The organism is Colwellia sp. (assembly GCF_013214175.1).
Lineage (GTDB): Bacteria > Pseudomonadota > Gammaproteobacteria > Enterobacterales > Alteromonadaceae > Colwellia.
This window is the reverse complement of the sequence record NZ_JABSPA010000008.1, coordinates 108,737-122,332: the sequence shown is the minus strand read 5'-3', so window position 1 is coordinate 122,332 and position 13,596 is coordinate 108,737. Positions and strand designations below refer to the sequence as shown.

Genomic DNA, 13,596 nt, shown 5'->3' with positions numbered 1-13,596 from the left:
ACATTAGCGACTATATATTTAGTCTTTCTTTTTAGTCTTTCTTTTTAGTCTTTTTTCTCAAAGCGTGAGCTTCTTAAGCTATCTTTTACTTTTTTCAAGTTGTCTCTAAATTTGCTACCACGACGTAAAGTAAAGCCGGTGGCTAAAACATCAATTAGGGCGAGTTGAGCGATACGTGATGACATTGGCATATAGAGGTCAGTATCTTCACAGACATCAACGGTAAGCACTATGCTACATTCCTTAGCCAGTGGTGTACCTTTAGTGGTAATGCCAATAACAGTGGCATCGTTTTCTTTTGCTAAATTGGCCACTTCAACCAATGATTTGGTACGACCTGTGTGTGAAATCACAATAACGACATCACCTTGGCGACTATTTATAGCACTCATACGTTGCATTAATATGTCATCAAAATAAACCACTGGCACATTAAAGCGGAAAAACTTATTTTGTGCATCATGGGCAACAATGGCCGAAGCACCTAAACCAAAAAAGGATATTTTGTTGGCTTGGGTTAATAGATCAACCGAACGATTGACATCATTTGCATCTAAGCTTTTACGCGCTAATTCAAGACTGGCCATGGTAGATTCAAAAATCTTGTCGGTATATTCTTCTGCGCTATCATTTTCATCGACATGACGGTTAACGTAAGGCGTACCATTGGCTAAGCTTTGCGCTAGATGTAATTTAAAGTCAGGGTAGCCTTTAGTGTCTAAACGACGACAAAACCGGTTAACGGTAGGCTCACTGATATTGGCTTGTTTGGCAAGTGCAGCAATACTAGAGTGTATAACGGTACTTGGTGACGCTAAAATGACTTCTGCTACTTTACGTTCAGATTTACTGAGCGTGTCTAGTTCGTTAGTGATCTTTTCTAATATATTCATTATGGACTGATCCTAGATCTTGTTTATCTTCATTTCTAAAGTAAGTTTTAAACGTTATTTCAATGATAGCCTGCATCAATAAACAGGCTATTTTGTCTATACTGTAATTTATTTTCTGCTTAAGGAACAGAAAAAATGAAATTTTATTTCATGATGTAGGGTGAAAACAAGTCAAAACAGGCAGGATGGTTACTCTTTAAACTGTACAGTATTTATCTCAATGGCAGTAATATCGCCATTATTACTCATCTCATCTTACATATAAGCCAATTATTCTTTGTGAAAGTTATTTGTGTAGTAAAATTACAAAAAGTTCTTTACTGTCAGCTAAACAAGCGCTAAATTAGGGTTATATGTAGTTTAGTTACAACTAATTATTTTACGGTAAGTTCACTAGCGCCTAGGCTTGAGTGCAGGTTTAAGTAAAATTAAAGCAATAAATTTTATATAAGAGAAATGCTATGAGTAAGTTAAATGGTCAAGCAGCGAGTGAAATCGTCATTTTTGGAGCCTTAGGTGACTTATCACGACGTAAGCTATTACCCGCCCTCTACCAATTGGAAGTCTGTGGTTTAATCAATAAAGATAGCCGTATAGTAGGTGCCGCAAGACAAGAGCATAGTCTTGAAGAATTCAAAAATATTGTTGTTGAAAATTTAAATGATTTTGTTAAAGAAACAATAGATGAGCAAGTTCTGGCCCGTTTCATTAATCGTTTGGTGTATCAACAATTAGATTTTAAAGAGGCTAGCTCATTTAAAAAACTCGCTACGGCCTTAGCTAATGGCAATAGTGCCCGTGTTTATTACTTTTCAACGCCTCCGGCGATTTATGGTGATATTTGCCAGGGCTTAGCGCACGCCAGTTTAATTAACGATGCGGATCGTGTTGTTATGGAAAAGCCAATTGGTCACTCTCTTGAGTCTTCTATTGAAATCAACAATCAAGTTTCACAATACTTTACTGAAAAGCAAACTTACCGTATCGATCATTACTTAGGTAAAGAAACAGTGCTAAACCTATTGGTATTACGCTTTGCTAACTCATTATTTACTAATAATTGGGATCGAAACAGTATCGACCATGTACAGATCACAGTAGCAGAAAGTGTTGGTATTGAAGGACGTTGGGGCTTTTATGACGAAGCAGGGCAAATGCGCGATATGGTACAAAATCACCTATTGCAAATTTTGTCGCTACTGGCCATGGAGCCACCGGCTGACTTAAGTGCAGAAAGTGTTCGCGCCGAGAAACTTAAAGTCGTTAAAGCCTTAAAAGCAATTAACCGAGACAATATTAAAGATAAAGTTGTTCGTGGCCAATACAGTGATGGTTTCTTAGAAGGCAAACCCGTACCTGGTTATTTAAATGAAGAAGGTGCTAATACCAACAGTAATACCGAAACATTTGTTGCGATAAAAGCCGAAATAGATAACTGGCGCTGGAAAGGTGTACCATTTTACCTTCGTACCGGTAAACGTATGCCGAAGAAACACAGTGAAATAGTGGTGCACTTTAAACAACAACCTCATAATATTTTTAAAGACAGTTACAGTGATTTACCCGCCAATAAATTAACCATTCGTTTGCAACCTGATGAAGGGGTTGAATTACAAATGATGAATAAAATTCCTGGTATAGCTTCACAAATGCTAATCCAAGAAAACAAATTAGATTTAAGTTTCTCTGATACCTATGGCGATGAGCGTGTAGTTGATGCTTATGAACGTTTGATGCTAGAAGTGTTAAATGGTAATCAATCATTATTTGTTAGTCGTGACGAGGTGGAAGCCGCTTGGATTTGGGCTGACAGCATCATTGAAGCTTGGAAAACCACCAATGAAACACCTAAACCTTACGCCGCAGGCTCTTGGGGTCCGGTATCTTCTATTTCTCTAATCGCGCGTGATGATCGCCAGTGGGTTGAATAATGCACCAGTTAACAGAGTTCTCAACACGAAATGAATTAGATGTCACTTTGGCACAATCAGTCAGTGAAATCCTTGCACAAGCAATAAAACGTAAAGGTAAAGCAAGTATCGCCGTTTCAGGTGGTTCAACACCAAAAGGCTTTTTTAAGGTGTTATCACAAAGTGATATTGACTGGTCAAAAGTTACAGTCACTTTAGCCGATGAACGTTGGGTGGCAATTGATAGCCAAGACAGTAATACCCGTTTAGTACATGAAAATTTACTACAAAATAATGCTGCAGCAGCGAAATTCTTCCACTTAAAACAAGGTGAAGAGTTTAGTGAGGAAACACTCAAGGATTTAAACATTGCTGCTAAAGCCACTTTATTACCATTGGATGTATTAATTTTAGGTATGGGCGAAGACGGTCATACTGCTTCATTATTCCCGTGTAGCGACGAAATCAATGTTGCTCTTGATGAGACAAACGATGCAGCACTCATGAAAGTGCAACCTAAAACAGCGCCGCATCAACGTATCAGTTTCACTTTTGCTAGCTTAATCACCAGCAAAAATATTTTCCTTCATTCATGTGGAGAAGGAAAGAAGACGGTATTAACACAAGCGTTAAATGGTGATGATGCATTTGAAATACCGATTAGAGCATTTTTACAGCACCCTAGCTTAAACACTCAAATTTTTTGGGCTCCATAACTCACTTGTTAAATAATACCAATAACATTAAGTTCGTGATCTTGTTGTGCATAGGAAAAATAAATCAGGGCAAGGCACTCGATTGAGCAATAGCTGGCTATTGGGAACAACGCTGACATGGAGTGTTTTAACCAGCACAAGTGGGCAATAATTTAATGAAATTGGTATAAGTTAAGTATTAAATAAAATTAAAAGTATATAAGTTGAGAGAGTAAATGAAACAGCAAATAGTAGATATTACCGACAGAATCATAAAACGTAGTGCTAAAACACGTGCTCAATACTTAGCAAAAATTGACGCGGCAAAATCAGACACCGTACATCGTGCTGGTTTGTCATGTGGTAACTTAGCCCACGGCTTTGCTGCTTGTGGCAAAGAAGATAAAACATCGTTACGCGGCATTCAACACTCAGATATCGCTATTGTCACCTCTTACAACGATATGCTTAGTGCTCATCAGCCATATCAGACATACCCTGACATTATCAAAGCTGCAGTTAAAGATGCCGGTGGCGTGGCACAAGTTGCTGCGGGTGTACCTGCAATGTGTGATGGTGTAACCCAAGGTCAACCAGGTATGGATCTTAGCCTGATGAGTCGTGATGTTATCGCAATGGCTACAGCAATTGGTTTGTCACACAATATGTTTGATGGTGCAGTAATGTTAGGCATCTGTGACAAAATTGTCCCGGGTTTGTTGATAGCAAGTATGACATTTGGCCATTTACCTATTGTATTTGTTCCTGCTGGGCCCATGCCTTCAGGTCTTCCAAACAAAGAAAAAGCCCGTGTGCGTCAGCAGCATGCTAAGGGTGAAGTAGATGAGGTAGCGTTACTTGAGGCCGAATCTGCATCCTATCATTCTGCCGGTACTTGTACTTTCTTCGGCACAGCAAACTCTAACCAGTTAGTTGTTGAAGTGATGGGTTTACATTTACCAGGAGCCTCTTTTATTGCACCGAATACACAGCTTCGTGAAGAATTAACCAAAGCTGCTGCTCGTCAGGCGACACGTTTAACCCAGCAATCGGGTAATTATATGCCGATCGGTAAAATGGTCGATGAACGATCAGTAGTTAACGCAATTGTTGCCTTATTAGCAACGGGTGGCTCAACTAACTTGGTCATGCACATCATTGCTTTTGCTAAAGCGGCTGGCATCATTATTAACTTCCAAGACTTTAATGACCTTTCTGAAAGTGTGCCTTTATTAACACGCATTTATCCTAATGGTCATGCTGACATCAATCAATTCCAAGAAGCGGGTGGTATGGCGTTACTGTTCCGTGAACTTATTGAAGGTGGACTTGTATACGAAGATGTAGAAACCATCTGTGGTCGCGGTTTAACTCGATACACTAAGAAGCCTATTCTAGATAATGGCGAGCTTAAGTGGGTTGATTGCGTTGAAAAGTCACTTGATGATGCAATTATTGCCACCGTTGCTAAGCCATTCAGTTCACATGGTGGTTTACGAGTGATGAAAGGTAATTTAGGTGTTTCTGTTATTAAAACGTCATCACTTAGAGAAGGCAGCTTTATCATTAAAGCACCAGCGGTTGTTTTTGAAGATCAACATGAATTACAGGCGGCATTTGACGCTGGAGAACTCGAAAAAGATTTTGTTGCCGTAGTAAGGTTTCAAGGCCCTAAAGCGCGAGGTATGCCTGAGCTTCATAAACTGACACCTCTGTTAGGTGTCTTACAAGATAAAGGCTTTAAAGTTGCGCTTCTTACAGACGGACGTATGTCTGGCGCTTCAGGTAAGGTACCTGCAGCCATTCATTTATGCCCTGAGGCACTTGACGGTGGTTTGATTGCTAAGGTTCAGACAGGCGACATGATTAACCTAAATGGTGAAACAGGTGAGTTAACATTGCTTGTTGATGAGCAGGAATTAGCCAATCGCAAGACGGCAATATTTCAAGTTAATGGTCATCATGAAGGTATGGGGCGTGAGTTATTTGGCTTTATGCGCCGTAATTTAAGTTCAGCTGAAACCGGAGCCTGTTCTTTATTTGATTAGGTTCAGTTAAAGAAAGTACCCCATAATTAATGACCGCATTAACTGCTGCCATTTCAGCAAAAAAGTTTAATACAAGTACTCGCTAAACACACTTTGATAGTGCTTAGCGATAATAATTAAAAAGAATCTAGTGATACTTATCTATAGGGTAAGGATCGCAATGAAAGATAAAGAGGATTTATGACAGTATCAAGAAATTGGAAAATTATGCCAAAGGACCTTTTCAACATGGGACCAATTGTTCCTGTACTCGTAATCAATAATGTTGAAGATGCGCTGCCCATTGCTGAAGCATTATTAGCTGCGGATGTTAAGGTATTAGAAGTGACCTTACGTACACCAGCTGCGCTTGATGTGATTAGTATCATAGCCAAAGAGTTGCCAGAAGCAATCATCGGCTCAGGTACAGTGACCAATCGTCATCAGCTACAACAGTCTTATGATGCTGGCGCTAAATTTGCGATTAGCCCAGGTTTAACTAAGGATTTATTACAAGCGGGTAATGAAGGCAATATTGCGCTAATTCCAGGTATATCTTCAATTTCAGAACTTATGGACGGCGCTGATTATGGTTATGACCACTTGAAATTTTTCCCAGCAGAAGCATCTGGTGGTGTAAATGCTATCAAATCAATTGGTGGACCTTTCCCTGATATTCGTTTTTGCCCAACCGGCGGCATCAATTTAAATAACGTTCGTGACTACTTAGCCTTACCTAATGTTGTTTGTTGTGGTGGTTCATGGTTAGTCTCAAGTGATATCGTTGAGAATAAGACTTGGTCTGAAATTACCAAGTTAGCTAAACAAGCATTAGCGCATGTAAAATAGCCTTGCCATAAATGTAAATGTTTAGCCTTTTCGGTAAACATTTACTGCTTATTAATAATAAAAAAGCCAGTCATTTTAAATAATGACTGGCTTTTTTTGATGTCGTTTTAAGGACTACTCATAATTATATTATTACTAAAGCAGTAACGATTTTATTGGTTGTTTTGTGCCATCTTTAAACGTTCAGCCATTGATAAAGGCTCATCTTTAGCTTTCTTTGTCTCTACTTTTTCTACTTTCTGTTCTTTTTCAATCTTGTCTACTTTATTATCGCCTTTAAAGACCGACTTCATCATATTTTTCATGCCATTGAAGCTGTCTTTAGGAGAGTGATTGGCTTCGTATGTGTCATATAAAAGTGATTTGCTGGCCGGCTTCTCTGTTTTCTTCGCCGCTTTTTTAACTTCTTTCTTATCAGGCGCTTTTACCGGCTCTTGTACTGCAATTGCTGCTTCTTCAACCTGAGTTTCGCGTCTGTGAGGCGTTGCTAATTTCTGTTGAGCCAGTTTGGCTTTGCTTGCATGAGCACTGTCTGCTAATGCTGTACTTGAATAGTCTTGTGGCATCGCTGTACTTTGATTACAAGAGGGCATAAAAATGTCATTAGAGCTCATTCTATGTGCAAAGTCGTCAACAACTTCAGACATTTCTGTTTCTGCAATATGCACCGCGTCTTTAACTTGCGATAGCTTACGGCTTAAACTTTTGTATTTTTTCTCGATGTTATCGATAGCACCTTTAACATCATCATTTAAGTTTTTTGTTAAGTCTTTATAGTCGGCAATTTGTTGTTCAAATTTACCTAAAGATGATTGACTGTGATTAATACTGTCGTCAATTGAGGTTAACTTTGCTTCTAAGCGTTGTTTTTTTGCTAAAAATTTGTCAGATATTGCTTTTGGAATTAATGGCGCTTGTACTGTTGGTGGTAGTACGTCGACAAATTCACTAATACAATTGACCGGTTTCCATTGATTAAAGGAAGGATGCCAGCCATATACATTGGGGTTGCTGGCTAAATAATCTTTTGCTGCGTCTAAGTCTAATGGGGCAGTTACTTCGCCATTATTTGAAAAAAACCATTTTTTCATTGTAAATACTCTTATCTGTTAACTTTAGTTTTTATAATTAAGCTGATGAATTAGTTAGCTGCTAGTTAAAACAACTCAATATTATTAGTAATCAGTTTTAATTACGTTAGCTAGGTTCTTCTGTAGAGAGGCATACTGCTCTTCAATGGTCTTCACTACCACTCTAACTTGTTCCGTTAAATTATGAGCAACTTGGCCAAAATTATCTAAGTCAGTATCTATTTCATATAAAGAGTCGGAAGTAGTTTTAATCGTTTTATCGATACGTTCTAAGGTGGTAATTAATTCTTTTTCTTCGCCAATTAAATCATCAATAAGGTCACTCGGGATCTCTATTGGCGGAGGAGGAGGTGTGATAGTGCTTTCAAATTCATTAATACAACTAACCGGGACCCAATGAGTATAAGAAGGGTGCCAAGCATATAAATCTGGATTTTTAGCAATTAAATCGTTTGACTCTTTTAGCCCTAGAGGACCTGTTACTTCACCATTGTCAGAAAAAAACCATTTTTTCATAATAATTATTACTCTCTTTTTTATCCGTTACCTTACTATTCACTAGGTAACAATTATGACCTATATCATTTATTAACAGCTGGTCTTCTACTATTTAACTATTTAACGTTAGCCTAGACCAACAGTCAAGCTATTTTGTTAATGCTAAGTTATAGTCCTGTATAGCCTTTATAGATTACCATCCATATAGCTTGTAATATAAATGTTATATTTTAATGGCATAATTAATACCATTCAGTATAAAGAAGTGACCACTTAGAATGATATGAGCGACATTAGAACAAATAAAAGTTGTATAGATATAGTTACGTTCTATATCAAACAGGTTTTGTGTCGTTATCATGGTACTCATACATTCCCGAAGGACGATTTTTAAAGGCTTATAATCGGCGTTATTAATTTTGACAAGGGAATAACCATTCTCTTCAATCAATGCCTTGCCTCTAAGCCTTTAAACTATCGCTAAGCGATCACTTTCTTATACAGATTGGTATCACATACCTTTTTGCTTTAATTGAATAATAATTATTGTGATTAAAGTAGCTGAAATTTAGACAAAAAAAAGCCAGTTATAAAGTTTATAACTGGCTTTGTATTTTTCGTAGGTGTTTTGCTAAGGCTTAGTTGCCTGCGCGCTACTACGGTTCACAACATCAGCCGTGATAGCCGTTCTACCTGATGATTGATGAGCTAGTCGCTCGTTATCAGCCATAAAGCTTGTTGGTATGTCTTTAATGGTAGTGATGGTTTCTGTTTTTGTCATTGGCGCCGTTGCACGACCAGAAAGGCGATTTGCTTTCTTCACTTGTCTCGCTAGCTTTTTATCCTTTGGAGCCGATTTTTTAGCTACAGGAGCTGCTTTCTTAGCGGGTTTAACTTTTACCTCAACCTTTTCCTCTGGCGCATTGGTATTGGTATCGGCAGTTTCAGTCGCAATAGCTACCGGAGTAACAACACTTGCCGTTTCTGGCTCAACAGTTTCAGTCGCTTGATTTGTCACCACTGTTTCAACTGTAGTTTCAACAGTAGCTTCGACAACTTCTGTTTTCACTTCAGGTGAAGCTTCTTTAGTCGTAGCAATTTCTTCTTGTTGCTCTAAAGGTAACTCTTGCTGAACTTCAGTCACTGGTTTAGCTTCAATTACTGGCTCAATTACTGGCTCAATTACTGGCTCAATTACTGGCTCAACAACCGCTGCGGTTGAAACTTCTTCGGCTTTCGGCGTATCTATTACTACAGGAGTACTTAACTGTTCTTCAACAGCAGTTACAACGGGCGCAGCATTCACTTGTTCAACGACAGCTTCTTTAACAACTTCTTCAGTAGTTACTTTAACTTCATTTGCAGTAGTCTCTACCGTTTGTTGTTCTGCTGTTTCTGTAACCGCAGCCGCAGGGTAACGCGCTGCTACGGATTCATCGGCAGTTACCGGTTCAGCAGTCAATGCTTGGTTTACTGGTGAAACTTCAGCATTATTTTCAGCACTGTTATTACGACGACGACGCTGCCCATTTGCTCTTAGGTGTCTAGGTGAACGTCTATTGCGTGGTCTGTCTTCATTATTCACTTCGATATTAACTTCGACGTCTACCACTGGCTTGTTAAGCTGTTCATTATCAGTCGCTTTAACGGCTGTTAAAGATTCTGCTGAGTCGGTAGCTTTATCTGCAGACTGAATACGTATTTTTTTACGATTCGTTCTACGTTGACGACGTTCAGTATTTTTCTCTTCTTTAACAACATTATCTTTATCTAGGTTGTCATTTTTACGGGCTTGTCTCTTAGGTTTAGTCTGTTCGTCAGCACGTGCAGGACGAGGACTTCTTGATTCATTAGCACTGTTGCTTGAGTGAGTAGTTGAACTATCACCATTTCGTTCAGTACGTTCAGTACGTTCACTACGGTCATTGCGATTACGGTTGCCACCACGACTGTTACGACGTTTACCTTGTTGACTGTCACGTCTACCTTGAGAACGTCTAGGTTTATCAACAGGGCTGCTTTCTTTAACTTCTTCAACAACTTCTTCAGCAACAAAAAGCTTCTTCAACCAAGCAAAGAAGCCACTAGGTTTCTCTTGCTTTGCTATTGTAGTGTCGTCAGCTTTATCTGCCTTATCACTAGGTCTAGGAGCACGTGTCGGTGCTGTCATCCCTTGAATTAATGGTTCGTCACGCTTCGCTGCAGATTTATCAAACTTAGGCATTTTAGCTTCTTCAAGTTCAGCTTCTTTTACCGGTAATTCATAACTTGCTTCAACGACTGTTTCATCATTCTTAACACGCAGTACTTCGTATTGCGGAGTATCCATATGTGGATTAGGAATGATCAGAACTCTGACATTATGATGTTTTTCAACATGCATAACTGAGCGGCGCTTTTCATTCAATAGATAGGTAGCAACAGGTACAGGTACTTGTGCTTGTACCTGCAAGGTATTGTCTTTAATGGCTTCTTCTTCCATTAAACGTAATACAGATAAAGCTAAAGACTCAACACCACGTACATGACCGGTACCACTACAACGTGGACATACACCTTGGCTAGTTTCACCAATAGATGGACGTAATCGTTGGCGAGACATTTCTAACAAGCCAAAGCGAGATATTTTACCTAATTGGATACGGGCTCTGTCTTGGTGAACAGAATCACGCATTCTATTTTCCACTTCACGCTGGTGACGAACCGGAGTCATATCGATAAAATCAATAACGATTAATCCACCCAAATCACGTAAACGTAATTGACGAGCAATCTCCTCAGCTGCTTCTAAATTGGTATTAAAAGCAGTTTCTTCAATATCACTACCTTTAGTGGCACGCGCAGAGTTGATATCAATAGATGTCATCGCTTCTGTTGGGTCAATAACTATTGAACCGCCAGAAGGTAGACGTACTTCACGCTGAAAAGCCGTTTCAATTTGAGTTTCAATCTGGTAATGAGTAAATAAAGGTACATCACTGGTGTAAAGCTTTATTTTGTTTAAGAAGTCAGGGCGAACCACTTCAATGTGTTTTTTAACACTTTCAAAGGTTTTAGGGCGATCAATTAATACTTCACCAATATCACGACGTAAGTAGTCACGAATAGCACGTAAAATAAGGTTTGTTTCTTGGTGGATTAAGAAAGGGGCAGGGCGACTTTTTCCTGCATCGCTGATTGCTTGCCAATGGTGTAAAAGTACACTGAGATCCCAAGCTAATTCGTCATAATCTTTACCAACACCCGCGGTTCTTACGATTAAGCCCATGCCTTTAGGTAATTCTAACTTACTTAAAGAATCTTTTAATTCGGTACGTTCATCACCTTCGATACGACGTGAGATACCACCTGCACGAGGATTATTTGGCATTAAAACGAGGTAACTACCGGCGAGACTGATAAATGTAGTAAGTGCAGCACCTTTTTGGCCACGTTCTTCTTTATCTATTTGAACGATAACTTCTTGGCCTTCACGCAACACTTCTTTAATGTTTGGGCGGCCTTGAAAGGTATAGCCTTTAGGGAAGTATTCACGTGCAATTTCTTTCATTGGTAAGAAACCATGGCGGTCTGCGCCATAATCAACAAAAGCTGCTTCTAATGAAGGCTCAATACGGGTGATTTTTGCTTTATAAATATTTGATTTTTTTTGTTCGTGACCAGGACTTTCAATATCTAAATCGTAAAGTTTTTGGCCATCTACTAGTGCTACGCGCAATTCTTCTGATTGGGTAGCGTTAATTAACATACGTTTCATAGTTTGTCGGACTCATTTTTAGTCACAACACACCATTTGCTTAGGACACAAAGCAATCTGTTTTTCTGGTAACAGCAATTTGTCAGCCTCACGGTTGTCAGGGTTAACCTGTCATAAAACCAGGTTAAGCTGTTATAAATTCTGATTGTTTTTTCAATATCACTGCCTTAATTGAGCGAGGCAATGTTAATTTGTTTCTTTATGTGCTCAGCTTGTGTGCTGTGCAAAATACCAGCTTATATCGCTTTGGTATTATTTTATAATAATTGCTTTATGGTGCTGGGCTAATAACATCTTAAAATCAAATTGTTAAAACTGTTTATGCTTTTTTGACAATCTACATCGGGTAACTTTCAAAAGCGATAATTACCTGTGTCAGTTTATGCAATAGGCCGTACTATCAGCATGTCTTATTTTTATGATGTTAGCGCCTAAAAGGTACAATTAACAAAAAAAAATGTCGCATACTAATGTGGCCGCAGTTTGCCTCTTACGTCTCTCTTTAAAGCTTCTAGGGTTAAATTGTTACGTCGATTAGCCTAATGTTAGTTTTTTCATATGGCTGCTTAATACGGTGTTAGCGTTAAATATCAACTAATAACCCTTTTATTATCCCACTATCTTTGCTTATTAGCTAATAATAAAGGAAGTTAATTGCATTATTCGCTAAATAAAATGTGTTAAACTGCCGTTATGAAAGAAATAAACACTCAAAAAGCTAATCACGTGAATAAAAATAAATCAAACCATCAACAACGTCCTGTTGTAAAAAAGACACAGCATGCCAAAAAATCTGTTGTAACGAAGATAAAGCATTCAAATAAGCCTGCTATAAAAAAGACACAACAAGCAAATAAACCTGTTGTAAAAAAGATCCAGCATGAAAAAAAACCTGTTGAAGATACTGCGCAAATTAAAAGTGCAGAAGAAGTGGAAAGGCCTAAGGTGCGTTATATCACTATAGATAGTGAAGATGCAGGGCAACGTATCGACAATTTTCTATTAAGAACCCTTAAAGGTGTTCCTAAAAGCCATCTTTATCGCCTTATGCGTAAAGGTGAAATCAGGGTTAATAAAAAACGAATTAAACCGGTTTATAAGTTAGCCATTAATGATGAAGTACGTATTGCTCCCATTAGAGTTTCTGAACAAAAAGATGCTGTTTCTACGGGATTAAGTATTGTTGCTAATTTAGAAAAGCAAATATTGTTTGAAGATGACCGATTAATTGTTATTAATAAACCTTCCGGTATGGCAGTACACGGCGGTAGTGGTTTGAGTTTTGGCTTAATTGAAGCATTACGTGCGTTAAGACCAGAAGCGCGGATGTTAGAATTGGTACATAGATTAGACAGAGATACATCAGGTTGTTTACTTGTCGCTAAAAAACGCTCGGCTTTACGCAGTTTACATGAACAGTTTCGTGATAAAAATGTACAGAAGTTTTATCACGCCTTAGTTAAAGGCCATTGGCCTACTAAACTGACTCGAGTGACTGCAGCACTAAAGAAAAATGATTTGAAATCGGGTGAACGTGTTGTCGTTGTCGACAACCAAAATGGTAAAGAGTCTGAAACACGCTTTAGGGTGTTAGAGCGTTATCGCGGCGCAACCCTAGTAAGGGCTTTCCCAGTAACAGGCAGGACACATCAAATACGTGTTCACTGTCAAACGAGTGGTCATTGCATAGCCATGGATGCTAAGTATGGTCATGAAGAGTTTGATGAGCAAATGAAGAGTAAAGGCTTAAAGAGATTATTCTTACATGCGGCGAGTATTGAATTTACTCACCCTGTAACGGAGCAACGCATGAAAATTGAAGCGCCATTAGAGGCAAGTTTAGAGCGATTGTTATCTAAACTGGTAAAAGAATAAA

The 13,596-nt window shown here is 38.7% G+C and carries 9 protein-coding genes; 5 read left to right on the top strand and 4 right to left on the bottom strand.

Going from position 1 to position 13,596, the window contains the following annotated elements; all coding sequences use genetic code 11:
* Positions 1 to 44: 44 nt before the first annotated feature.
* The gene (locus HRT55_RS17375; RefSeq protein WP_291623240.1) at positions 45 to 893 is read right to left on the bottom strand and encodes a MurR/RpiR family transcriptional regulator; all 849 of its coding nucleotides are present in this window, start codon (positions 891 to 893) and stop codon (positions 45 to 47) included.
* A gap of 461 nt (positions 894 to 1,354) precedes the next feature.
* Between HRT55_RS17375 and zwf the strand changes: the two genes are divergently transcribed.
* The 4 genes from zwf (at position 1,355) to HRT55_RS17355 (ending at position 6,374) form a co-directional block, all read left to right on the top strand.
* Positions 1,355 to 2,824, top strand: a complete 1,470-nt coding sequence (gene zwf / locus HRT55_RS17370) for a glucose-6-phosphate dehydrogenase (RefSeq protein ID WP_291623238.1) — start codon at positions 1,355 to 1,357, stop codon at positions 2,822 to 2,824.
* Positions 2,824 to 3,519, top strand: a complete 696-nt coding sequence (gene pgl, locus HRT55_RS17365; RefSeq protein WP_291623235.1) for a 6-phosphogluconolactonase — start codon at positions 2,824 to 2,826, stop codon at positions 3,517 to 3,519. The genes zwf and pgl overlap by 1 nt, the downstream gene beginning before the upstream one ends.
* Positions 3,520 to 3,734: 215 nt before the next feature.
* Positions 3,735 to 5,546, top strand: a complete 1,812-nt coding sequence (gene edd, locus HRT55_RS17360; protein ID WP_291623234.1) for a phosphogluconate dehydratase — start codon at positions 3,735 to 3,737, stop codon at positions 5,544 to 5,546.
* A 180-nt stretch (positions 5,547 to 5,726) separates the two neighbouring features.
* Positions 5,727 to 6,374: a bifunctional 4-hydroxy-2-oxoglutarate aldolase/2-dehydro-3-deoxy-phosphogluconate aldolase gene (locus tag HRT55_RS17355; RefSeq protein WP_291623232.1), complete on the top strand. Its 648-nt coding sequence runs from the start codon at positions 5,727 to 5,729 to the stop codon at positions 6,372 to 6,374.
* A gap of 152 nt (positions 6,375 to 6,526) precedes the next feature.
* On the opposite strand, the gene HRT55_RS17350 is transcribed toward HRT55_RS17355, so the two are convergent.
* From HRT55_RS17350 to rne, 3 genes are all read right to left on the bottom strand, one after another.
* Positions 6,527 to 7,465 (bottom strand): DUF4339 domain-containing protein, encoded by a 939-nt coding sequence (locus tag HRT55_RS17350; protein WP_291623230.1) that lies wholly within the window; start codon positions 7,463 to 7,465, stop codon positions 6,527 to 6,529.
* Between the two features lie 84 nt (positions 7,466 to 7,549).
* Positions 7,550 to 7,981 (bottom strand): DUF4339 domain-containing protein, encoded by a 432-nt coding sequence (locus HRT55_RS17345; RefSeq protein ID WP_291623228.1) that lies wholly within the window; start codon positions 7,979 to 7,981, stop codon positions 7,550 to 7,552.
* Between the two features lie 613 nt (positions 7,982 to 8,594).
* Positions 8,595 to 11,720 carry a ribonuclease E gene (gene rne / locus HRT55_RS17340; protein ID WP_291623226.1) on the bottom strand — a complete coding sequence of 1,042 codons (3,126 nt, stop codon included), beginning with the start codon at positions 11,718 to 11,720 and terminating at the stop codon, positions 8,595 to 8,597.
* 693 nt (positions 11,721 to 12,413) lie between these two features.
* On the opposite strand from rne, the gene rluC reads away from it, so the two are divergent.
* Positions 12,414 to 13,595 carry a 23S rRNA pseudouridine(955/2504/2580) synthase RluC gene (gene rluC, locus HRT55_RS17335; RefSeq protein WP_291623224.1) on the top strand — a complete coding sequence of 394 codons (1,182 nt, stop codon included), beginning with the start codon at positions 12,414 to 12,416 and terminating at the stop codon, positions 13,593 to 13,595.
* Position 13,596 lies beyond the last annotated feature (1 nt).

Bases quoted from the DNA above. Each gene is read 5' to 3' on its own strand.
- rne (WP_291623226.1), bottom strand. From the start codon at position 11,720: ATGAAACGTATGTTAATTAACGCTACCCAATCAGAAGAATTGCGCGTA.
- pgl (WP_291623235.1), top strand. From the start codon at position 2,824: ATGCACCAGTTAACAGAGTTCTCAACACGAAATGAATTAGATGTCACT.
- HRT55_RS17375 (WP_291623240.1), bottom strand. From the start codon at position 893: ATGAATATATTAGAAAAGATCACTAACGAACTAGACACGCTCAGTAAA.
- rluC (WP_291623224.1), top strand. From the start codon at position 12,414: ATGAAAGAAATAAACACTCAAAAAGCTAATCACGTGAATAAAAATAAA.
- HRT55_RS17350 (WP_291623230.1), bottom strand. From the start codon at position 7,465: ATGAAAAAATGGTTTTTTTCAAATAATGGCGAAGTAACTGCCCCATTA.
- HRT55_RS17345 (WP_291623228.1), bottom strand. From the start codon at position 7,981: ATGAAAAAATGGTTTTTTTCTGACAATGGTGAAGTAACAGGTCCTCTA.
- zwf (WP_291623238.1), top strand. From the start codon at position 1,355: ATGAGTAAGTTAAATGGTCAAGCAGCGAGTGAAATCGTCATTTTTGGA.
- HRT55_RS17355 (WP_291623232.1), top strand. From the start codon at position 5,727: ATGACAGTATCAAGAAATTGGAAAATTATGCCAAAGGACCTTTTCAAC.
- edd (WP_291623234.1), top strand. From the start codon at position 3,735: ATGAAACAGCAAATAGTAGATATTACCGACAGAATCATAAAACGTAGT.